The organism is Nocardioides rubriscoriae (assembly GCF_008087085.1).
GTDB lineage: Bacteria > Actinomycetota > Actinomycetes > Propionibacteriales > Nocardioidaceae > Nocardioides > Nocardioides rubriscoriae.
In genome coordinates, this window is the sequence record NZ_VIYJ01000001.1 from 216,756 (window position 1) to 237,912 (window position 21,157).

25 protein-coding genes are annotated in these 21,157 nt (G+C 70.7%); 14 read left to right on the forward strand and 11 right to left on the reverse strand.

The features are described from left to right. The first annotated feature begins 2 nt into the window (after positions 1–2). A complete protein-coding gene (ispF, locus tag FZC61_RS01085) occupies positions 3–551 on the forward strand; it encodes a 2-C-methyl-D-erythritol 2,4-cyclodiphosphate synthase (protein ID WP_148612499.1) in 549 nt (182 codons plus the stop codon). Here ispF and nirD read toward each other — a convergent pair. After that, a complete protein-coding gene (gene nirD / locus FZC61_RS01090; protein ID WP_148611609.1) occupies positions 548–910 on the reverse strand; it encodes a nitrite reductase small subunit NirD in 363 nt (120 codons plus the stop codon). The two genes, ispF and nirD, sit on opposite strands and share 4 nt — an antisense overlap. Before the next feature lie 144 nt (positions 911–1,054). Between nirD and FZC61_RS01095 the strand changes: the two genes are divergently transcribed. Continuing rightward, entirely contained in the window at positions 1,055–1,744 is a 690-nt protein-coding gene (locus FZC61_RS01095) for an IspD/TarI family cytidylyltransferase (protein WP_148611611.1), read from the forward strand. On the opposite strand, the gene FZC61_RS01100 is transcribed toward FZC61_RS01095, so the two are convergent. Together FZC61_RS01100 and FZC61_RS01105 are read right to left on the reverse strand one after the other, a co-directional pair. After that, positions 1,697–2,251: a 2-C-methyl-D-erythritol 4-phosphate cytidylyltransferase gene (locus FZC61_RS01100; protein ID WP_148611613.1), complete on the reverse strand. Its 555-nt coding sequence runs from the start codon at positions 2,249–2,251 to the stop codon at positions 1,697–1,699. The two genes, FZC61_RS01095 and FZC61_RS01100, sit on opposite strands and share 48 nt — an antisense overlap. A gap of 90 nt (positions 2,252–2,341) precedes the next feature. Continuing rightward, positions 2,342–2,827 carry a CarD family transcriptional regulator gene (locus FZC61_RS01105; protein WP_148611615.1) on the reverse strand — a complete coding sequence of 162 codons (486 nt, stop codon included), beginning with the start codon at positions 2,825–2,827 and terminating at the stop codon, positions 2,342–2,344. A gap of 187 nt (positions 2,828–3,014) precedes the next feature. On the opposite strand from FZC61_RS01105, the gene FZC61_RS01110 reads away from it, so the two are divergent. From FZC61_RS01110 to FZC61_RS01120, 3 genes are all read left to right on the forward strand, one after another. Beyond that, positions 3,015–3,860 (forward strand): UbiA family prenyltransferase, encoded by an 846-nt coding sequence (locus FZC61_RS01110; protein WP_148611618.1) that lies wholly within the window; start codon positions 3,015–3,017, stop codon positions 3,858–3,860. Between the two features lie 164 nt (positions 3,861–4,024). Beyond that, positions 4,025–4,714, forward strand: a complete 690-nt coding sequence (locus FZC61_RS01115; RefSeq protein ID WP_148611619.1) for a hypothetical protein — start codon at positions 4,025–4,027, stop codon at positions 4,712–4,714. Then, positions 4,711–5,454 carry a phosphoglyceromutase gene (locus FZC61_RS01120; protein ID WP_148611621.1) on the forward strand — a complete coding sequence of 248 codons (744 nt, stop codon included), beginning with the start codon at positions 4,711–4,713 and terminating at the stop codon, positions 5,452–5,454. The genes FZC61_RS01115 and FZC61_RS01120 overlap by 4 nt, the downstream gene beginning before the upstream one ends. Positions 5,455–5,494: 40 nt before the next feature. On the opposite strand, the gene phoU is transcribed toward FZC61_RS01120, so the two are convergent. Continuing rightward, positions 5,495–6,154, reverse strand: coding sequence for a phosphate signaling complex protein PhoU (gene phoU / locus FZC61_RS01125; protein WP_148611623.1), 660 nt, complete (start codon positions 6,152–6,154; stop codon positions 5,495–5,497). A 120-nt stretch (positions 6,155–6,274) separates the two neighbouring features. On the opposite strand from phoU, the gene FZC61_RS01130 reads away from it, so the two are divergent. The 9 genes from FZC61_RS01130 (at position 6,275) to FZC61_RS01170 (ending at position 14,927) form a co-directional block, all read left to right on the forward strand. Further along, the gene (locus tag FZC61_RS01130; RefSeq protein WP_148611624.1) at positions 6,275–7,459 is read left to right on the forward strand and encodes a sensor histidine kinase; all 1,185 of its coding nucleotides are present in this window, start codon (positions 6,275–6,277) and stop codon (positions 7,457–7,459) included. Then, entirely contained in the window at positions 7,456–8,133 is a 678-nt protein-coding gene (locus tag FZC61_RS01135; protein WP_148611626.1) for a response regulator transcription factor, read from the forward strand. The genes FZC61_RS01130 and FZC61_RS01135 overlap by 4 nt, the downstream gene beginning before the upstream one ends. Before the next feature lie 98 nt (positions 8,134–8,231). After that, complete coding sequence (locus FZC61_RS01140; RefSeq protein ID WP_246142456.1) at positions 8,232–9,155, forward strand: DMT family transporter; 924 nt, start codon at positions 8,232–8,234, stop codon at positions 9,153–9,155. Between the two features lie 150 nt (positions 9,156–9,305). Next, positions 9,306–9,842: a hypothetical protein gene (locus FZC61_RS22840; protein ID WP_170285920.1), complete on the forward strand. Its 537-nt coding sequence runs from the start codon at positions 9,306–9,308 to the stop codon at positions 9,840–9,842. Between the two features lie 115 nt (positions 9,843–9,957). Further along, the gene (locus FZC61_RS01150) at positions 9,958–10,503 is read left to right on the forward strand and encodes a hypothetical protein (protein WP_148611629.1); all 546 of its coding nucleotides are present in this window, start codon (positions 9,958–9,960) and stop codon (positions 10,501–10,503) included. A 120-nt stretch (positions 10,504–10,623) separates the two neighbouring features. Further along, positions 10,624–11,139 carry a pilus assembly FimT family protein gene (locus FZC61_RS01155; protein WP_148611631.1) on the forward strand — a complete coding sequence of 172 codons (516 nt, stop codon included), beginning with the start codon at positions 10,624–10,626 and terminating at the stop codon, positions 11,137–11,139. Next, positions 11,123–12,841 carry a type IV pilus modification PilV family protein gene (locus tag FZC61_RS01160; protein WP_148611633.1) on the forward strand — a complete coding sequence of 573 codons (1,719 nt, stop codon included), beginning with the start codon at positions 11,123–11,125 and terminating at the stop codon, positions 12,839–12,841. The genes FZC61_RS01155 and FZC61_RS01160 overlap by 17 nt, the downstream gene beginning before the upstream one ends. Next, a complete protein-coding gene (locus tag FZC61_RS01165; RefSeq protein WP_148611635.1) occupies positions 12,838–13,509 on the forward strand; it encodes a PulJ/GspJ family protein in 672 nt (223 codons plus the stop codon). Before FZC61_RS01160 ends, FZC61_RS01165 begins: the two co-directional genes overlap by 4 nt. A gap of 11 nt (positions 13,510–13,520) precedes the next feature. Continuing rightward, positions 13,521–14,927 carry a hypothetical protein gene (locus FZC61_RS01170; RefSeq protein WP_148611637.1) on the forward strand — a complete coding sequence of 469 codons (1,407 nt, stop codon included), beginning with the start codon at positions 13,521–13,523 and terminating at the stop codon, positions 14,925–14,927. Between the two features lie 90 nt (positions 14,928–15,017). Here FZC61_RS01170 and FZC61_RS01175 read toward each other — a convergent pair whose 3' ends face one another. From FZC61_RS01175 to FZC61_RS01205, 7 genes are all read right to left on the reverse strand, one after another. Then, positions 15,018–15,512 (reverse strand): hypothetical protein, encoded by a 495-nt coding sequence (locus FZC61_RS01175; protein WP_148611639.1) that lies wholly within the window; start codon positions 15,510–15,512, stop codon positions 15,018–15,020. A 51-nt stretch (positions 15,513–15,563) separates the two neighbouring features. Next, the gene (locus FZC61_RS22845; protein ID WP_170285906.1) at positions 15,564–17,375 is read right to left on the reverse strand and encodes a CpaE/TadZ family protein; all 1,812 of its coding nucleotides are present in this window, start codon (positions 17,373–17,375) and stop codon (positions 15,564–15,566) included. A 36-nt stretch (positions 17,376–17,411) separates the two neighbouring features. Beyond that, positions 17,412–17,807, reverse strand: a complete 396-nt coding sequence (locus FZC61_RS01185; RefSeq protein WP_148611641.1) for a hypothetical protein — start codon at positions 17,805–17,807, stop codon at positions 17,412–17,414. A 134-nt stretch (positions 17,808–17,941) separates the two neighbouring features. Further along, on the reverse strand, positions 17,942–18,379 hold the full coding sequence (locus tag FZC61_RS23855) for a prepilin-type N-terminal cleavage/methylation domain-containing protein (protein WP_148611643.1): 438 nt from the start codon (positions 18,377–18,379) through the stop codon (positions 17,942–17,944). A gap of 214 nt (positions 18,380–18,593) precedes the next feature. After that, positions 18,594–19,019: a prepilin-type N-terminal cleavage/methylation domain-containing protein gene (locus FZC61_RS23860; protein ID WP_148611645.1), complete on the reverse strand. Its 426-nt coding sequence runs from the start codon at positions 19,017–19,019 to the stop codon at positions 18,594–18,596. Positions 19,020–19,245: 226 nt separating this feature from the next. Then, the gene (locus FZC61_RS23865; RefSeq protein WP_148611647.1) at positions 19,246–19,668 is read right to left on the reverse strand and encodes a prepilin-type N-terminal cleavage/methylation domain-containing protein; all 423 of its coding nucleotides are present in this window, start codon (positions 19,666–19,668) and stop codon (positions 19,246–19,248) included. A 255-nt stretch (positions 19,669–19,923) separates the two neighbouring features. Continuing rightward, positions 19,924–21,150, reverse strand: a complete 1,227-nt coding sequence (locus tag FZC61_RS01205; RefSeq protein WP_148611649.1) for a type II secretion system F family protein — start codon at positions 21,148–21,150, stop codon at positions 19,924–19,926. Positions 21,151–21,157: the final 7 nt, after the last annotated feature.

Sequence of the window (21,157 nt, forward strand, 5' to 3'; positions counted from 1 at the left end):
ACATGACGGACCCCTTACGGCTTCCCCCGCACCTCCCGCGGACCGGGATCGGGGTCGACGTCCACCGCTACGCCGACGGTGTCGCGATGCACCTGGCCGGGCTGTCGTTCCCCGACGAGCCGCAGGGCCTCGAGGGCCACTCCGACGCCGACGTCGCCGCGCACGCCGCGTGCGACGCGCTGTTCTCGGCGGCCGGCCTCGGCGACCTCGGCTCCCACTTCGGCACCTCCGAGCCCGAGTGGGCCGGCGCCTCCGGGGTCACCCTGCTCACCGAGACCGCCCGCCGCGTGCGCGCCGCGGGCTTCGCCATCGGCAACGTCGCCGTCCAGGTGGTCGCCTCCCGCCCGCGTCTGGGTGCCCGCCGTACCGAGGCCGAGGCCGTCCTGTCGGCCGCCGTCGGCGCCCCGGTCTCGGTCTCCGCCACCACCACCGACGGGCTGGGCCTCACCGGTCGGGGCGAGGGAGCCGCGGCCATCGCCACCGCCCTCGTCGTGGCGGTCGACCCGGTCGACCCGGTCGACCCGGTCGACCCGATCGACCCGGTCGACTAGGCGGCCTGCGCCTTGCGGTGGCCGACCAGCACGACCCCGTCGACCACCTTGACGGCGTACGCCGGGACGGTGACGTGGGCGTCCTCCAGGCAGCGTCCGGTACGCAGGTCGAAGGCGTGCTTGTGGGCGGGCGAGGCGACGAAGGGGACGCCGTGGCGCACCCCCACGATGCCGCGCGCGATCATCGAGGCCTTCGCGAAGGGGTCGTGGTTGCCCAGGGCGTAGACCTCGTCGTCGGCGACGCGGAAGATCGCGACCGACTGACCGTGGACCAGGGCCGCCACGCCGCGCTCGACCTCGAGGTCGGACATCTTGCAGACGGGCTGCCACTCCTCCCGAGAGGGGGACCGAGGCGTCATGCTCGGACGTTAGATCGGCGCCCGGCACGCTCAGGTTTCGGTGTGTTACAGCCAGGAAAATCCTCGTCTGAAGTGAGAGGTCAGGAGTCACGAAGTCACACGTCGACGGCCACCGTCGATCGCACGCCCTGGCAGACTCGCCCCGTGCCCGCTGCCGTCGTCGTCCTCGCCGCCGGCTCCGGGACCCGGGTCGGTGCCGAGGTCAACAAGGTGCTGCTGCCGTTGGGCGGCGTACCCCTGCTGACCCGGTCGGTGCTGACCGCGCTGGCGGTCGCCGACGTCGTGCGCGTCGTGGTGGTGGTCCGTGACGGCGAGCAGGAGGCGGTCGGCGCGGCCCTCGCCCCGCACCTGGGCCAGGCGCAGGTCGCGCTGGTCGTCGGCGGCGAGACCCGCCACGACTCGGAGTGGGCGGCGCTGCGGCTGCTGCGCGGCGACGTCGCGTCCGGCGCGGTCGACGTCGTGGCCATCCACGACGGCGCACGCCCGCTCGCCTCGCGCGCGCTCTTCGACGCGGTGATCGCCGCGGCCCGGGCCCACGGCGGCGCGATCCCGGTCGCCCCCGCGCCCACCCTGCTGAGCCCCGACGGGGCCGAGCGCGGGCTCGGGGCCGTGCAGACCCCGCAGGCCTTCGCCGCGGTCGAGCTGCTGGCGGCCTACACCGCCGCCGACGCCGAGGGGTTCTCCGGCACCGACACCGCGTCGTGCCTGGAGCGCTTCGCGCCAGGCGTACGGATCGCGGCCGTGCCGAGCAGCGCCCTCAACCTCAAGGTGACCTGGCCGCAAGACCTAGCGCTCGCCGAGGCCCTCCAGCACGCGGACGTCGTCGCGCCCTGAGACCCGGGCCGCACTCGGCGGCGCCTCCACCTCGACCACGTCGTACGACGCCCGCAGCAGCACCACGAGCTCGGTGAGGTCGAGCGTCGGCAGGGCCGGGAGCGCGGCGACCACCGAGCCCGGGAGCACCACCGGGGAGCAGACCGTGCGGAGCCGGTCGCGGTCGACGGTCGCGCCGACGTAGCCGTCGGCCAGGCGCTTGACCGTGTCGGTGACGGGCCGGGTCGCGACCACGACCGCCCCGGTCTCGCGGCAGCGCTCGACGCAGGCGGCGATGAAGTCGGGCGGCGTCAGCGGGCACAGGCTGTCGTGCAGGACGAAGGTCTCGGCGGCCTCGACCAGGCCGCTCCACGGCACGGACTCGTCGACGATCATCACGCCGGACTCCCCCAGCGACCAGGCGGCCGCCGCGGCGAGCGCCTCGCCGTGCACCAGCAGGAACGGCAGGGAGCCGCGCTCGTCGGTGAGCACGGTGCCGAGCGGGACGGGCTCTTCGTCGTCGTACATCACCCTGGACGGTAGCCCGCCGGACGCACGTCAGCCCCGGCCGGGTGGCCGGGGCTGACGGGTGAGGCTGGGTGCAACTGGTGGGTCAGGTCAGGACGCGAGGACCTCGTCGAGGATGGTCTCGGCCTTGTCCTCGTTGGTGTGCTCGGCCAGGGCCAGCTCGGAGACGAGGATCTGGCGCGCCTTGGCCAGCATCCGCTTCTCGCCCGCGGACAGGCCGCGGTCACGCTCGCGGCGCCACAGGTCGCGCACGACCTCGGCGACCTTCATGACGTCGCCGCTGTGGAGCTTCTCGAGGTTGGCCTTGTAGCGCCGCGACCAGTTGGTCGGCTCCTCGACGTGCTCGGCACGCAGGACGTCGAACACGCGATCGAGGCCCGCCTTGTCGACGACGTCGCGGACACCCACGAGATCGAGGTTGCAGGCGGGCACGCGGACGACCAGGTCCTGCTGAGCGACGATCCGGAGCACCAGGTACTCACGGTCCTCTCCCTTGATCTTCCGCATCTCGATGTCCTCGATGACAGCGGCCCCGTGATTGGGATAGACGACCGTTTCGCCGACGGTGAAAGTCATATGTGATGAACCCCTTCCTAGGCCTTCATCCTAGCACGACTCAGGAGGCTCTCAGCCGACGTTTGTGCAGGTCAGAGGCCTGATCGATCAGTTTTGGTGTCTTGACAGAAGCCGGATCGTGTGGTGGCGAGGGGTTCGTCGGGGTGGCAGGGACGCCCTGCGGGGCCGGTGGTCGATACTGCTCGACATGGCCAAGCTGCAGCGCCGGACGCGACGCGACCGCGCCGGGGACGACCCCGGGGAACCGACGACGCAGCAGGCTCCCGAGCCGGCCGCCGAGGGCGACCCGACGGACCGGCGTACGACGGCGCAGCGGCTGCGGCTCTCGGTCGCCGGGTCCGGCCCCGTGCTGCTGCTGCAGGCCTCCCACCCACGGCAGGCGCTGGCGACCGGACTGGGGCTGGGGATCGCCGCGCTGGCCGCCGACCGGCCGGCCCGCGAGGCGGCCGTGGTCGCGGCGACCGGCGTCGTGGGCCAGGCCATCCTCGGGTGGCACAACGACATCGTCGACCGCGCGACCGACGCCCGCCACCACACGCCGGGCAAGCCCGTGGCCGACGGGCGCCTCGAGGTCGGCAGCGCCTGGTACGCGCTGGTGCTGGGCGTGCTCCTGGTGATCCCGCTGTCGATCTCCACCGGGGTCGACGCCGGGACGTTCTACCTCGCGGCGCTCGCGGTCGGCCTGCTCGGCAACGTGGTGCTGCGCCGCGGGCGCCTGTCGTGGGTGTCGTGGGCCGTGCAGTACGCCCTCTACGCGCCCTTCCTCGCCCTGGGGGGCTGGGGCGGGACCGCCGTCGGCGAGCCGCCCGAGGTCGCGATGGTGGTGCTCTTCGGGCTGCTCGGGATCGGCGTCCACTTCCTGCGCTCGGTGTGGGGGCTCGTGGCCGACGACGCCGACGGCTGGACCTACCTGCCGCTGGTCCTCGGACGGCGCCTGGGCGCGGCCCGGCTGCTCGCGGTGTCGGCGGCGTACACCGGTGCGGTGCTGGTGGCCATCGTGGTCGTCGGCACCACCCTCGGCCTGCGGCACTGATCGGGACGCTGGACGGCCGCCGGACGTGCGCTGACCAGGCCGGTGATCAGGCCGGTGATCAGGCCGGTGATCAAGACCGCAGGTGCTCCAGTGCGGGGCCCGTGCACCATCACCACTAGGCTGGCGCCTGCTCGTGTCCGTCCCGTCCTTGCGAAGGTCCCACCATGCTGATGCGGCCGCTCCGGTCCCGCCGACTGACCCTCCTCGCCGCGGGGGCGCTGCTCGCCTCACCGCTGCTGGGCGGCTGCGGCTTCAACTACCAGACCAACCGGGTCAACACGATCAGCGCGGGCATCAACGACCGCGACGGCTCGGTCGACGTCCTCGGCGCGGTCGTCATCGCCGGCCAGGACGACCTGGGCCTGTTCGTGGCCACCTTGAGCAACGACGACCTCGACAACCCCGTCACCCTCGACTCGCTCGTGCCGACGTCCGACACGCAGCCGATCGACGCCACGGCCGACGTCGAGGTCCCTGCGGGCGGCGCCGTCAGCCTGTTCCAGACCGGCGGCATCGGCATCAGCGGCACCTTCGGGGCCGGTGACTTCGTCGACGTCTCCCTGAAGTTCTCCAACGGGCAGGTCTCGACGCTCACCGTCAACGTGGTCCCGCCGTGCCGGGCCTACTCCCTCGACAAGCTCACCGAGCTGACCCTGCCGACCTCGGCGACGCCGAGCGGCACCACCGCCACCGAGTCGCCGTCCGCGTCCGAGGCGGCCGGCGACACGACGGGTGCGTCCGAGGAGGCCGCGTCGGCCGCCGACGGCGAGCCCGGCCCCTACTCCTGCGACTACGCCACGGCCGAGCCCCACGGCGAGGAGCCGGCCAGCGAGGCCCCGGCGGCCGGCGAGTGACCGCCACCCTGGTCCTCCTCCGCCACGGCGAGAGCGAGTGGAACGCCAAGAACCTCTTCACCGGCTGGGTCGACGTCGACCTCACCGACAAGGGCCGCGCCGAGGCCGTCGCCGGCGGCCGGATGCTGGCCGAGGCCGGGCTGCTGCCCGACGTCGTCCACACCTCGCTGCAGCGCCGCGCGATCACCACCGCCCACCTGTCGCTCGACGCGTGCGACCGCCACTGGATCCCCGTACGCCGCTCCTGGCGCCTCAACGAGCGCCACTACGGCGCCCTGCAGGGCAAGGACAAGAAGCAGACCCTGGCCGAGTTCGGCGAGGAGCAGTTCATGCTCTGGCGCCGCTCGTTCGACGTCCCGCCGCCGCCGTTGGCCGACGACGACGAGTTCAGCCAGGTCGGTCTCCCGCAGTACGCCGACCTCGGTGACGACATGCCGCGCAGCGAGTGCCTCAAGGACGTCATCGACCGACTGCTGCCCTACTGGGAGTCCGACGTCGTCCCCGACCTGCGCGCGGGCCACACCGTCCTCGTCGCCGCCCACGGCAACAGCCTGCGCGCGATCGTCAAGCACCTCGACGGCATCAGCGACGACGACATCGCCGGCCTCAACATCCCGACCGCCATGCCGCTGCTCTACGAGCTCGACGACGACCTCGCCCCGACGACCCCGGGCGGGCGCTACCTCGACCCCGAGGCGGCAGCCGCGGCGGCCGCCGCCGTGGCCAACCAGGGTCGCTGACCTCCGAGCCCGGTCGACCCGGGCCCGACTCAGGTCGGCCTCAGCCGCCGGAGACGGCGTGCGGGCTCTCGCCGGTGACGACGAAGACGACCCGGTTGGCGACCGAGACGGCGTGGTCGGCGATCCGCTCGTAGTAGCGGCCGAGCAGCGCGATGTCGACCGCGGCCTCGACGCCGTGGGCCCAGTCGTCGGAGAGCAGCTCGGCGAAGCTGGTGCGGCGTAGCTGGTCCATCTCCTCGTCGTCGCGCGCCAGCGCGATCGCGGCCTCGACGTCGCGGCTGGTGATGATCTCGGCGGCGCGGCGCACCATGTCCTCGGCGACGGCGGCCATCCGCTCGACGGTGGGCCGGGCGTCCTCGGGCACGGCGATCTCGGGCACCCGCAGGCGCGCGATCTTGGCGACGTGGACCGACAGGTCACCCATCCGCTCGAGCTCGCTGACCATCCGCAGGGCCGCGACGACGGTGCGGAGGTCGCCGGCGACGGGCTGCTGCAGGGACAGCAGGTCGAAGGCGGCGTCCTCGACGCGCTCGCGGGCCCGGTCGATGTCGATGTCGGCGCTGATCACGCGCTCGGCCGTGGCGACGTCGCCGGTCATCAGGGCCAGGGTGGCCTGGGCGACGGCAGCCTCGACCTGGCGGCAGATGGTGGCCAGGTCGTCGAACACGGCCTGGAGCTGGTCGTGGAACTGTTCGCGCATGACCCGAGCCTAAGCGCCCCCACCGGTCCACCCCGCCGGTTCGGGTGAACGGCGGATGAACAGAGGGAAGTCACACGCTCGCCGGCGGGTCCGGGGAGCCGCCCGCCGTACGATCAGCGTGTGGATCCGACGACGCAGGCGTTCCTCGCCGCGGTGATCGGCGCGGTCGTGGCCGGGGGCGCGGTGCTGGCCTGGCACATCAGCGACCGCCAGCAGCACCAGCCGCAGGTGGTCGACGAGCCGGCCGTGCCGGCCGCGGTCGCCGCCGTGCTGTCGGTCCTGCGCAGCAGCGCGGTGATCGTCGACGACTCCGACGTGGTCCTCAAGGCCTCGGCCCCGGCCTACGCGATGGGACTGGTGCGCGGCACGTCGCTGGTGACGCCCGAGCTCGCCTCGCTGGTGTGCGAGGTACGCCGCGACGGCCAGATCCGCGAGACCGAGCTGGTGATGCCGCGCGAGCAGGCACCCGCCCGGCACGTCACCGTCCGGGTCGCTCCCCTGGGCTCGCGGCTGGTGCTCGCCCTGGTCGAGGACCGCACCCGCGAGCGTCGTGTCGAGTCCGTGCGCCGCGACTTCGTCGCCAACGTCAGCCACGAGCTCAAGACCCCCGTGGGCGCGATCCGGCTGCTCGCCGAGGCCGTGCACGAGGCGGCCGACGACCCCGAGGCGGTGCGTCGCTTCTCCGACCGGATGCTCCTCGAGAGCGACCGCCTCACGGTGCTGGTGCAGCAGGTCATCGAGCTGTCGCGGCTCCAGGGCGACGAGCCGCTCGACTCGCCGCTGCCGATGTCGCTCGACGAGGTCATCGGCCTCGCGGTCGACACCAGCGCGATCGACGCGGCCGCCAAGGGCATCTCGGTCGTCACCGGCGGCGAGCGGGGCCTGAAGGTCCTCGGCAACGAGGAGCAGGTGACCACCGCGGTGGCCAACCTGGTCGCCAACGCCGTGCACTACTCCGACCCCGACTCCACCGTGCTGGTGACCAGCCGGGTCGAGGACGACTTCGTGGCGATCAGCGTCGTCGACCAGGGCATCGGCATCCCCCAGCTCGAGGTCGACCGGATCTTCGAGCGGTTCTACCGCGTCGACCCCGCCCGGCACCGCTCGACCGGCGGCACCGGCCTGGGCCTGTCGATCGTCAAGCACGTCGCGGCCACCCACGGCGGCGAGGTCACCGTCTGGTCCGTCGAGGGCCAGGGCTCGACGTTCACGCTCACCCTCCCGCGTGCCGAGACGCACGCCCCTCCAGCTGACTCAGGCGGGTCGCACTCGGCGCCCGCCCACGACCCGAAGGACACACCATGACCCGCGTACTCGTCGTCGAGGACGAAGAGAGCTACAGCGAGGCCCTCGCCTACATGCTGCGCAAGGAGGGCTTCGAGGTGGCGATCGCCGCCGACGGCAACGCCGCTCTCACCGAGTTCGACCGCAACGGTGCCGACATCGTGCTGCTCGACCTGATGCTGCCCGGCCTGCCCGGCACCGAGGTCTGCCGCCAGATCCGCACCACCTCCAACGTGCCGGTGATCATGGTCAGCGCCAAGGACGACGAGGTCGACAAGGTCGTCGGCCTCGAGCTCGGCGCCGACGACTACGTCACCAAGCCCTACTCCCCGCGCGAGCTCGTCGCCCGCATCCGCGCCGTCCTGCGCCGCGGCCAGGACCCCGACCTGCTGCCCGACACCCTCGAGGCCGGCCCGGTCCGCATGGACGTCGAGCGCCACGTGGTCACCGTCGACGGCCACGAGCAGCGCCTGCCCCTCAAGGAGTTCGAGCTCCTCGAGATGTTCCTGCGCAACCCCGGCCGGGTGCTCACCCGCGGCCAGCTCATCGACCGGGTCTGGGGCTCCGACTACGTCGGCGACACCAAGACCCTCGACGTCCACGTCAAGCGTCTGCGCGCCAAGCTCGAGCCCGACCCGGGCGAGCCCAAGTACCTCGTGACCGTCCGCGGGCTGGGTTACAAGCTGGACCTCTGACGTCCCGCACCCCTCCCCGGCGGCGCTCTGGCAGCAAACCACGCATCCACGTCCGTTATCCGCTGGGCGCCGGTCATCGGCGTCCGTAGTGTTGGGTCGTGACACAGACGCGCGACACCCCGACCCCCACCGCCGCTCCCCCGAGCTGGCTCCCGCTGGCGGCCGTCGGGGTGACGTTGGTGCTGTGGGCCTCGGCGTTCGTCGCGATCCGCCACCTCGGCGGAGACTTCTCCGCCGGCCCGCTCTCGCTTGGCCGGCTCGTCGTCGGGTCGCTGGCACTGGCCGGCTTCGCGCTGAGCCGCGGCGTACCCCGCCCGACCGGGCGCCAGTGGGTCTCGCTCGTGGCGATCGGCGTGCTGTGGTTCGGCGTCTACAACGTGGCGCTCAACGAGGGCGAGCAGCGCATCGACGCCGGCACCGCCGCGATGCTGATCCAGGTCTCGCCGGTGCTGATCGCGGTGCTCGCGGCGATCTTCCTCTCCGAGCGCTTCACCCCCCAGCTCGTCGCCGGACTCACCCTGGCGTTCTGCGGCGTCGCGGTGATCGGACTGTCCGGGTCGCCCGACGGCGACCGCGACCTCGTCGGGGTCGCCCTCGTGCTGCTCGCCGCGGTCGTCTACTCCGTCAGCCTGGTGCTGCAGAAGCCGCTGGTCGCGCAGCTCCCCGCCGTCCACGTCACCTGGCTGGCCTGCACCGTCGGCGCCGTCGCCTGCCTGCCGTACGCCGGCGGGCTGGTCTCCGAGGTCGCCGACGCCCCGGCGTCGTCGGTCTGGTGGTTGGTCTACCTCGGGGTCTTCCCGACCGCGATCGCCTTCACGACCTACGCGTTCGCCCTGCAGCACATGACAGCGTCGAGCCTGGGGGTGACGACCTACATCGTGCCGGTGCTCGCGATCGTGATGAGCCTGGTCTTCCTCGACGAGGTGCCGCCGGCGCTGGCCTACGTCGGCGGGGCCCTCGCCCTGGTCGGCGTCGCGGTCGCCCGCCGTACGGCGAGGACGCGGCCCACTCCGCCGACCTGAGGGACTCCCGGGCGACTCCGTGCGCGAGATTGCTCAGGATCACTGGCCACCGAGCCGATACCCAGGGGAAGCAGGCACTCCCGCCCCCCCACCGGAAAGCCCTCACCCATGTCGTCTCTCATGGTCCTGGCCTCGATCAGTCTCGGGCTCGTGGCAGTCCTCGTCCTCCTCATCCACCGTCGGCACGAGGAGGAGTCAGCGTCACCGGAGTCGCGAGGTGGCGCCGCACCGGGCGACCTCGTCAGCGCCCTGGTCGTCGAGCTCGCCGTGACCCCCGAGGCGGTCAAGCACCGGCGGCGGGAGGTGTCGCCGGGGACCCCGCCGGAGCCGACCCGGGTGAGCCCTGCCCAGACGGCCGCCACCCCGACAGCCCCCGCCCCGACGAGGCCCGCCCCCGGCGCCCAGGCCGCCCCGGCCGCCGAGCCCGCCGCCGCGCGGGCGCCCGAGGTCTGGGCCGAGCGCCGCAGCCCCTACGCGTCCGGGACCGGCGGCGCCCACCGGATCGTCCTGCCCGACGACGACGCCGACTTCGACATCCACTGGCGCCCCCAGGAGCGCTCGCTCGGCACCGCGCACGGGGCCCCCTCACCCCTGGCCCGGACCACCCAGGTGGGGGTCACGGGTCGCATCGAGGTCGGCGACGGCGACGAGGTCGTGTCGTGGCGGCCCCAGGACGAGCGCGGCTAGGGGCGACGGCCCGTCGCCCTCCAGTCGGGCCACCGGGCTGCCGATCATCACCCACGACAGCGACTGCTCGCCCCCGGCGTGCGGCGACCGGACGACGAGAGACGGAACCGACCTCGTGACCCACCACCTCCCGACCTCCACCACCGACCGCGCCGCGACGACCGGTGGCACCACACGGTCCGTGCGGTCCGCGGCGGAGCCCGTCGTGGTGACCAGCGCGTGGCCTTGGCGCGGGAGCGAGAAGCGCACCATCGCGCTGACCCCCGTGGTCGGGCTCGCCGTCGCCGTCCTGGGCCAGGGGTGGTGGTGGGCCGCGGTCCCCGTCGCCCTCGGCGTCTCGTTCTGGCTCTACCGCATCGGGCGCTACCGCAAGCAGCGCTCGTCGGTCACCGCCACGATCACCCACGACCGGATCGCGCTGCGCGCCCTCAACACCATGGGCGACTCCGCCGTCGACCTCGGTGCCGTGGACCAGATCGCCTACCGCGACTTCCAGTCCGACCGGGTGCTGCTGCTCGTCGGCAACGGCACCGCCGCACGCGTCCCCGCGCGGCTCCTCGACGAGGAGCCGGTCCGCGAGGTGCTGACCCGGGTGCTCGCCCGAGGCCCGAAGGTCAGCGCGGAGGCCCGGGACCTGCTCGTCGAGCTCGGTCTCGCCTGACCCCGCCAGTGGTCGACGATCGCTCCCCGTCCTCTCAATCGGGTCGACCCGGATGCCGACCACCTAGGTGACCCACGCACCACCCGACCCCGACCCCGATCTCGAGAAAGCGGTTCCGTCATGCGTCACAGCGCCTTCGCCGCCTGGCGTCAGCCGCGCGTCACGGCGGCCCGCGACGCGGGGTTCACGCTGGTCGAGCTGATGGTCGCGATGGCGCTGTTCGGCGTCTTGTCGGCCATGGCGGTCTCCGGGACGCGGAGCCTGGTCGCGGCCGAGGGCCAGCGGGGCACCGCGGACGCGGTCGCCTCGACGATCCGCAACGCGCAGGTCCGGGCCGTGACCGAGGGGGTGTCGATGTGTCTGTCGTTCGACACCGCCGCCGACACCTACACCCTGTCGCGCTTCGCGTGCGGCACCACCACCCAGAAGATCAACGGCCCGGTCAAGGTCGAGGACGGACGCGTCGACATCACGTCGGCCGCCTTCACCGCGCCCGACGGGTCGGTGTCCTCCGGCATCACGTTCCGCCCGGCGGGCTCGGCGTACCCGGGCACGTTGAAGATCGCCCGCAGCGGGTCGACCAAGGTCTACACGCTGACCGTCGAGGGGCTCACCGGCCGTGTATCCATCACCTGAGGCGCGTCTGCGCGACGACCGCGGCTTCACCCTGATCGAGGTCATGGTGGCGCTCGGACTCTTCCTCGTGGTGACCGCTGCCGTGCTGCCGCAGGTCATCGCGGGCCTGAAGGCCGCCGGGACCGCCCGCGACGTCACCCAGGCCAAGGGCGTCGCCCAGGCCCAGATCGAGCGCATGCGCAACATGCCGTTCTACGTCGGCTTCTCGGCCGGTGACTACCGCGACGTCCTCGACACCTACTACCGCAACACCTCCGCCGCCAGCAGCCCGGTGTGCGGCAGCGGAGCCTCCGCGTTCCCGCAGGCGTCGTGGACGGGCTACGTCTCCGGGTCCGCGACACGGTGCGCCTACGAGCCCTCCGGCGCCTTCTACCGCAAGGTCGTCAATCCCGTGCAGGCTCCGGGCCTGGGCGTGTTCTCGATGGTCATCGACACCCAGTTCATGACCTCCGAGGCCACACCGACCGCGGTCACCCCGACCACGACGCCGGCCTCGCGCGCCTACGACTCCCGGGCGGCCGTCGTCGACGTACCGCCGGCGATGCAGCTGGCCACGACCGTCACCGTGTTCTACGACCCCAGGCGCGGCGACCGCTACACCAGCGTCTACTCCCAGATCGACCGGGTCAGCCCGGCGACCCCACTGGTGGTCTCCGAGGCCGAGGTCACGGCGGTCCGCATCTCGTCGGCGACGGACCCGACGACCACCCTGTCCATGGACGTGGGCGTGGTGAACCTGTCCGGCGAGCTCTTCTCCGGGTCCCGGGTCTCGGCCTTCGCCAACGCCGGCGTGGCGGCGGACTCGCTGGGGGCCCAGGCGACGGCCGCCTCGAGCAACGCCGTCGCCCCGCCCGACGTGTCGATCGGGACGACCAACGCCGTGTCGTCCAAGCTCAACGGCAGCTGCACGTTCGCCTGCTTCGGCAACTCCCAGACGGTCGGGGTGGGTGCGTCCGCGTCCAACGGCCTGCCCTTGGCGGGGACCCCGACCGCGCCGGTCCAGGCCTCGTTGCCGCAGGGCACCTCCAACGGAGGGTTCTCCTACAGCAACACGCAGAGCCCGCAGTCCAGCCTCCGGCTGGCGGCCGGGCAGCCGATGGTCTCCCTCGACGGCACGCTCACCGACAAGTCCCGGGTGCAGAACTGCGCGTTCGACGCCAGCAGCGACCCGGCCGTCCTGCGGTCGACGGGGTACCTCAACACCACGAAGGGCGCCACGTCGACGGTCGACGCCTGCGTCACCGCCCAGTCCAGCGTGATCCGGCTGTTCCCGACGGACTTCGCTCCGGACGGGGTCGTCAGGATCACCCTCAAGCAGGCCCGCACCCGGTGCACGGTGACGACGTCCGGCACCACGAGGACCCCCACGGCCGTCGCCGACTTCACCGCCACGGTGTCCTACAAGACCCCCGCCGGCTACAGCACGCCGCTGACCCTCACCGAGACGACCGCGAAGGCGTCCGGCCTGGCCTCGATCCCGCTGACGACCGTGGTGGGCGGTGGGCTGACGCTGGGCGACTACATCGGGTCGTGGCGCTCGCTGAGCGCCTCCGACGTCGTCAGGACCGCCGCCGGCAAGGACGCCGAGGCCGCGCTGCAGGGCGTCGTGTCGATCGACACGGTGCCGACCACCGGCGACGAGACCTCCGTCATCTCCCTGCAGGTCGGCGCCCTGTCGTGCAAGGCGGGTGACTACCGGTGAGCCAGCGCGAGCGACGCAGCCCGACGCGCGACGACGCGGGCTTCACCCTCGCTGAGATGATGGTCGCGATCTCGATCTTCCTGACGCTGCTCGTGCTCGTCCTGTCCGGCACCATCACCGTCAGCCGCGCTCTCAAGGACACCCGCCAGTTCACCGCGATCAACGAGCAGGCGCGCGTGGCGACCGAGCGGCTGACCCGCGAGCTGCGCCAGGCCAGCGAGATCCTCGCGGTGTCGATCCCCAGCACCACCGACGGCCCAGCCATGATGACGTTCGGGGTCGACTTCAACGGCAACCGGCGCCTGGACGACGTGGCCGCCGACCCCGAGGTGCTGACCTACCGCTACGACCCGACCGACGACCAGCTCACGCTGACGGCCAACGACGCGGCCGGGGACGCGGTGACCCAGCCGATCCTGTCCGACGACGTCACAGGCTTCACCCTCGACTACCGGTCGTCGTTGTGGCAGTACGACACCAACGCCGACGGCATCACGTCGTGGACCGAGATCGACGCCACGACCGGGGTCGGCAACAAGAACGGCGTCCTCGACGCGCCCGAGCTGGCCAAGATCGACCTGGTCGTCATCAGCCTGACCGTGCTCAAGGGCACCCACCGCCAGACCTACCAGACCGAGGTCGGCCTGCGTAACCAGGCCCAGAGCTAGGACCCAGCGCCATGTCCCTGACCCGCACCCCTCGCCTCGTCACGAGCAAGGACGACGACGGCGCCGCCCTGCTGACCGTCATCGTCCTGACCGCCTTCCTGGTGGTGGCCTCGCTCTCGATGGCCTTCATCACCATCACCAACCTCGGCTCGGCACGGTCGGCCCAGCAGGCCGGTGCCGCGGTCGACGCGGCCGACGCCGGGCTCGCCCAGGGCGTGGCCTACCTGCGGTCCAACGGCCTGTCGACGATCAACGCGTGCTCGCCGACGTGCACCAACGAGCCCTACGGCAACAGCGCGAACCCCAAGAAGATCACCATCAACGGCAAGGCCGGCCAGTACTACACGGTCTGGATCGAGCCGATCGCGCCGTACCCGGCCAACAAGCCCGGCATCTACCGCATCCACACCAGCGGCGTCGCTGGCGGGCCTGCGGCGCGCGCCGTCACCGTCGACGTGTCGGTCACGCCGTTCAAGGTGCCGATCGGCATCATGGCCGACACCGTCACCGGCGGCGGCAACGCGGGGGTGCACCACGAGTCGATCCTGTCGACCGGGTGCATCTACAAACGCTCCAAGATCGAGTTCGACGGGATCGACAAGGCCTACGGCGTCCCGGCGGCGGTCTACTCGAGCCAGGTCATCAACGACGACGCCGGGTCGGGGCAGTACTGCCCCAACACCAAGAAGCCCCTGCACGAGACCACGAGCGGCAACGCGGGCTACTGCAACAGCTCCTTCGACCAGTCGAAGTACGACATGGACCTCAACGGCGGTTCCCTGGTCGGGACACCCTGCTACAACTCGGCGCGCGCCGAGTTCGGCAACCTGCCCCAGTTCAACGACCCCACCCACATCGCCTACAACTTCCCGACGACGTCGAAGATCGCCAACGACAAGGCGCTGCTCGACATGTTCGGCCTGCGCAAGCCACCCTTCACCCAGGCCCAGCTCGACCAGCTGCGCACGATCGCGCTCAGCCAGGGCAACTACTGGACCAGCGCGAGCGGCTGGACCTCCCCGGACGAACGGGCGGCGGTCATGTACTTCGACCTCGCGGCCAGCGACCCGGGTGGGGTCGTCGACCTCAAGGACCTCACGGGCTGGAGCCGCCCGGTCGACCAGAGCGCCACCAGCACCCAGTGCGACACGCGGTCGCTGATCATCATCATCGAGGGCGGCAACGCCCGGCTCAACGGCAACGAGAACATGTTCGGGTCGGTCTTCCTGATCTCGGGCAGCCCCTACGGCAAGATCATGAAGGCCAACGGCACGGCCTACTTCACCGGTTCGCTGTACGCCAACGAGCTCGACCTCACCGGGACCGCCGACCTCTACATGGACGACTGCTTCCTGGCCAACCAGTCCCCCGCCCTCGCTGACGTCGAGACGTTCAACTACCGCGAGATCGACCGCTGACCTAGTCGCGAGCACGAGAGGGGCGGAGGGCCACCGGCCCTCCGCCCCTTCGTCGTTCCGCAGCTCAGCACGCTGCGCGCCCCGTGGGACTCACTCGTCGAGGAAGGCGATCTCCTCGAGCATCGCGATCGTGTCGCGGTGGGTCGAGTACGACGGCACCTCGTCGGCGACCACGACCTCCTGGTCCGACCCCTGGAGCGCGCTCGAGGACTCTGCCGGGTCGGCATCGGCCGGTGCCAGCTGCGCGAGCATCTCGGCAGCGGCCAGGTCCTCGTCGAAGAGGGTGTCGGGGACCCGTCCGCCGGCCGCCCAGGTCGCGTCGTACGCCTCGTCGAGCCCGTCGAGCGCGTCGAGGTCGTCGTCACCGGCGGTGGGAGCGTGCTCGGCGAGCACGGCCTCGGCGACGGTCCGCATGGGCTCGATCGACCCCAGCTCGCCGGGCTGGAGCCATGCGAAGAGGCCGTAGCCGAGGGTGCTGAGGGTCTGGGCCGTCGCGGCAGCCGAGGCAGCGTCAGGGTCGGTGGCGCCTCGCACGTCGGTCCCCCGGTCGCTCGGGGCAGGTGCGTCAAGCGTGCGATCGGACACGGGTGGCTCCTCGGGTGGTGCGTCGGTCGACGGGGCGGGGTCCGGTGCTCATCAGCGGCGACCGAAGAGCGACCGCTTGCGGCCACCGTCCTGCGCCGGGGCCGCGACGGCGACCGGCTGCGCCACGCGAACGGGCGCCGGCACTGTCGGAGCGGCGACGGGTGCGGCGGACGCAGGTGCGGGCGCCGGAGCAGCAGGAGAGGCCGCCCGCGCAGGCGGGGGGACCGTGGCAGCCGGCAGCGGGGCATCGGCGAACGTCGCACTCGCGTTGTCGTCGACGAGCGCGACCAGCGGGGTGCCCGGCAGGCACGCGGTCGCCAGCTTGTAGTACGCCGGGCCGAGGGTCGGGTGCTCGAGCAGGCGGTGCATCCGGTTGTAGTTGGTGCACGTCAGCACGTCCTTGGTAGCCAGCGGCACCGAGCCGATGAGCGGCACCTTGAGAGCCGCCTGGAGGACCTGGTCGCGCTCCATGCCGACCTCGGTGACTGCTTGGTTGACGACGATGCCGATCTTCTTGCGCGAGATGCCCATGCCGCCGTTCTCGGTGGTCTGGGTGATCTCCTGCAGCGCGCGGGCCATGCCCTGCACCGAGGTGGTCGCCAGCGTGGTGACGAAGAGGATCGCGGTGGCCTCGGGCAGGCAGACCGTCGAGATGAGAGGGTCGAGGTAGTTGACCGAGGTGTCCATGACGACCACGTCGTGGGTGCGCTGCAGCATCCGGATCACGTGACGGTAGAAGTCCGGGCCCACGTCGTCGGCGGTGCGGGGGCGCACCGGAGCCAGCAGCGCGTCGATGCCGAGCCGGTCGTCGTGGACCAGGTTGGCGAGGATCGTCTCCTCGTCCCAGTCGGGCGAGACCCGGATATTGAGCGCCGTGGGGATGTACTGGCCCACGAGCGAGGCCACCTGGCCGTCGCGGGTGTCCATGTCGATGAGCACGACCTTCTTGGGCCGGTCGACCAGCCCCTGCTCGAAGGCCTTGCGCGAGGAGTGTGCGATCTGGGCGGCGACCAGCATGGCGATCGTCGACTTGCCCGAGCCACCCTTCGACGAGGTGACCGCCATCGTGACCTGGCCGGGCAGCGGCGGCCGGGTGAGCGGGTCCTCCTGGCCGTACGGCGTCGGGAACCCGCCCTCGACGACCGCCTGCACGGCGTGCGCGGTCGAGTGGGCGTCGGCCTTGATCACGGGTTGGGCGTGCGTCGGCGGCACCGAGGGCGTCGACCGGTCGACGGGTGCGGGCGTGGTGGGCTGTGGGTAGAGCGCGTGGGCCGGCTTGGCGTTGACCCCGGGCACCTCGACCAGGTGCAGCGGCGGCGCGGGCACGGGCACCTGTGCGACCGGCTCGGGGGCGAACTCGTGCACCTGCGGCGCAGTGAGGTGCAGCGGCTGGTCGACGTCGACCGAGTAGGTCAGGGGGAACACGGTGCGACGCGGCGGCGGCGCGGTCTCCAGGACCGCGCGCATGCCGTCGAGGACGCTGCGCCCGGTGGTGGTGGACAAGACGTGGACGGGGACGTCCGGGTTGCCGCCGTGGGCCACGGCGGTCTCGCGGACGCGGGCGAGGAGACCGTCGACGCCCACGGCGTCCCAGGCGACGACGAAGGTGGCGGCGTGCGCCGCCATCGTGGCGATCGCCTGCTCCAGGTCACCGTGCCCGGCGAAGATGCTGTCGCTGAAGACGATCGCCACCGACTGCTGGTCGAGGCGCCCGGCCGAGAGGTCGTCCCACATCTGGCTGACGGACTCGACGGGGTGCTGGACGTCCCAGTGGACGCCGCTGCTCACCAGCAGCTCGTGGACCTCGGTCTCGGCGACCACGATGACCTTCGGGTTATCCATCACGATGCTCGGTTCCTTCATGGGGGTTGATGACGACTGGCACGTGCCTCGTGCTCGCTAGTAGCCGATGCGGGGCTGGTCGTAGGTGTCCTCGACGTTGACGAAGTCGTCGAGGAAGCCGAGGTGCTTGAACATCAGGGTCGGGGCGGTCATCCGCACGGTCAGCGTGACGCCGCCGTCGGGTCGCACGGCGAAGGTCTTGGGGTCGACCTCCTCGCCCTCGTTGAGGTCTCGGGTGGCCGCGGCGTAGGCCGCCTGGGCGGCCTGCCCGCTGACCTTCTGACCCTGGATCGCCGTGGCCCCGGCGAACCCAGCTGACTTCAGGTCGTCGTCGACCCGCATGCGGGTGAGGACGATCGATCCGGCGTCGATGAACGACACAGCGACCACCACACCGATGACGAGCCACGTCACGACGCGTGCGCGCGCTCCGTTCACCGTGTGCGTGATCATGTCGTTCCTCCGTCCTGGGATTGAGCTAGCGACTTCGAATGGTTTATCGGCAGGAATGTCTCGCGCTTGATGCTCAACGGCCCCAGAACCCGAAGGTCCTGGGGCCGATGAGCGGTGCGGCGACCGAGCTGGCGTCAGGGGCAGACGGAGCCGGCCGGCTGGATCCCGCCGAGGGCCGAGTTGTAGACGAAGCCCTTGGCCGGGTCGCTTGCGCCCGTGTTGACGGCCTTGATGCAGTACCCGCCGCCGGTGCCGGTGCCACCGCCCGTCGCGACCGTGGTGATGGTGACGGTGTTGCCGGTCGACGGCTTGAAGTCATAGCCGGTGGCGGTGATGTTGGCGTAGGTGGCGCTGGTCGCCGTGGGGTTGTCGGTCAGGTAGGTCTCGACGATCGTCGCGGCGTTCTTGACGTCGCTCTTGAGGCTGGCGTCGACACCCTTCTTGCGCTGGTTGAGGAAGACCGGGATGGCGATGGCGGCCAGGATGCCGATGATGATGATGACGACGAGGAGCTCGATGAGGGTGAAGCCCTTGTCCCGCTCGTCGAGGCTCTTGCGGATCTTGGTGGTCATAGGAGGTCCCTTTCACGAGAACTGTGACGGAGGAGGTGGCGTCCGACCTGCGTCATGAGGACCTCGGTCTGAAAGGAGCGCCTGGTTGCATGAGTGTGTTCGGCTCGTTGCGGACCGGACTTGATGCGTCGATCGACGATATTTTCCCGCGTTTGCACCGAAATTGAACGAGGCCCGAGCCATTCGGCTCGGGCCTCGCAGACCACGGGTCAGCTCAGGCGCACTTGGCACCCTTGGTGGCGGAGAGGCCGCCGTTGTCGGCCTTGTAGACCCACTCGGCCGTGGCCGCCGTCGTGGACCCTGCGCCGTTGTGGGCCGAGATGCAGAAGTTGCCGGCAGCGGGGGTGCCAGACACGGTGAAGGTCGTGGTGGAGTCGTGCTTCCAGCCGGCCGCGTCGAGGGAGGCCGTGGTGAAGGCGGTCGTCGAGGTCGGCGCGTCGACGGTGATGGTCTCAGCGATCGTGGCGGCGTTCTTCAGGTCGCTCTTCATGCTCGCGTCGACGCCCTTCTTCCGCTGGTTGAGGAAGACCGGGATCGCGATCGCGGCCAGGATGCCGATGATGATGATGACGACGAGGAGCTCGATGAGGGTGAAGCCCTTGTCCCGCTCGTCGAGGCTCTTGCGGATCTTCGTGGTCATGGGAGGTCCCTTTCGTGAGGACTGTGACGGGTGGCGCCTGACCATCTGTCACGTGGACCTCGGTCTGTAAGGTGCGCCGGTTACACACACATCTTCGGCGGGCTCAGGGACTGCCTTAAACGACGGAGACAAAGATTTTCTGACTCGTCCTGACGACCACTCGCGTCAGGCCAAAAAAGGCTCAGAGCCCAGGCAAAGCCTGGGCTCTGAGCAAACCGACAGAAGGTCAGCAGCCTGCGCCCATGGTGGAGGACAGACCGCCACCGTTGGCCTTGTAGACCCACTCGCTGGTGCCCGCGGTGGTCGACCCTGCGCCGTTGTGGGCCGAGATGCAGAAGTTGCCGGCAGCGGGGGTGCCAGACACGGTGAAGGTCGTGGTGGAGTCGTGCTTCCAGCCGGCCGCGTCGAGGGAGGCCGTGGTGAAGGCGGTCGTCGAGGTCGGCGCGTCGACGGTGATGGTCTCAGCGATCGTGGCGGCGTTCTTCAGGTCGCTCTTCATGCTCGCGTCGACGCCCTTCTTCCGCTGGTTGAGGAAGACCGGGATCGCGATCGCGGCCAGGATGCCGATGATGATGATGACGACGAGGAGCTCGATGAGGGTGAAGCCCTTGTCACGCTCGTCGAGGCTCTTGCGGATCTTCGTGGTCATGGGAGGTCCCTTTCGTGAGGACTGTGACGGGTGACGTCCGACCTGGGTCACCTGGACCACGGGTCGCGGGGGGAACGCCGCTGCACCAAGTAGTTCGGCTACCCCCCACCCGGTCTTGATGCTGTCGGGAAAAATCGGCGCAGCGGTCCAGACCGCTTACAACAGTCGGAGCCCCGACCGGCTGCGGTCGGGGCTCCGATGGATGTACTCGTGTGATCAATGGAGCCGATCAATGCTCGTTGTTGTGATCACTGCTCACGAGATCAGGTCGAACACCTTGAAGATCGGCATGTAGAGCGCGACGATCATCGACCCGACGACACCACCGAGGAACGCGATCATCAATGGCTCGATGAGGGCGGTGAGCTGCTCGGTCGTCGACTCGACCTCCTCGTCGTAGAACTCCGCGATCTTGCCGAGCATCTCGTCGATGGCGCCGGTGTCCTCACCGACCGCGACCATCTGCACCACCATCGGTGGGAAGACGTCGTGCTCGGCCAGCGGCTTGTGGATGGACTCCCCTTGTTTCACTGACTCCTGCACGTCGCGCAGCGCTCGGGAGATCACCACCGACCCGGTGGTGTCGGCGACGATGTCGAGTGCCTGGAGCAGGGGTACGCCGGAGCGCAGCAGGGTGCCGAAATTGCGGGAGAAGCGCGCGATGGCGACCTTCTGGAACAGGTTGCCGAAGACGGGGAGCCGCAGCTTGAGGGGGTCGACGACGTTGCGGATCCCTGGTTTGTGGGCGTTCTTGCGCCACCACACCACGAAGCCGATCGATCCGATGACGAGGAACGGCAGGCCCATCTTGAGGCCCTTCGACATCATCACCAGGATCTTGGTCGGCAGCGGGAGCTCGCCGCCGAGGCTGCTGAACATCTTCTCGAAGACGGGGACGATGAAGATGAGCATGCCGGCGCACATCAGCATGGCGAGGATGAAGATGACCACGGGGTAGGTCAGCGCGGCCTTGATCTTGCCGCGCAGCCGGACGTCGGCCTCGAAGGCCTCGGCGATCTGCAGCATGGTCATGTCGAGGAAGCCGCCGACCTCGCCGGCCTTGATCATGTTGACCATCAGCGGCGGGAAGGCCTTGGGCTGGCGCTCCAGCGCCTTGGAGAGCGGGTTGCCCTCCTCGATGTCGGTCTTGACGATCTTGAGGACCCGGGCGAGCTCCTCGTTCTCGGTCTGCTCCGCGAGGATCGACAGGCACCGGATCAGCGGCAGGCCCGCGGACAGCATCGTGGCGAACTGGCGCGAGAAGATCGCCAGGTCCTTGAGCTTGATCCGCTTGGGGAGACCGAGCTTGATCTCCTTCTGCATGCCGGCGTTGGCCACCCGGATGTCGAGGGGCATCGCGCCCATGCCGAGGAGCTTCTCGCGCAGGACGCTCTCGTTCTCGGCGTCGACCTTGCCCTCGACGAGCTTGCCCGACTTGTCCTTGGCGGTGAACTCGTACTTCGTCAGGGTGGCTGCAGCCATGGTGCGC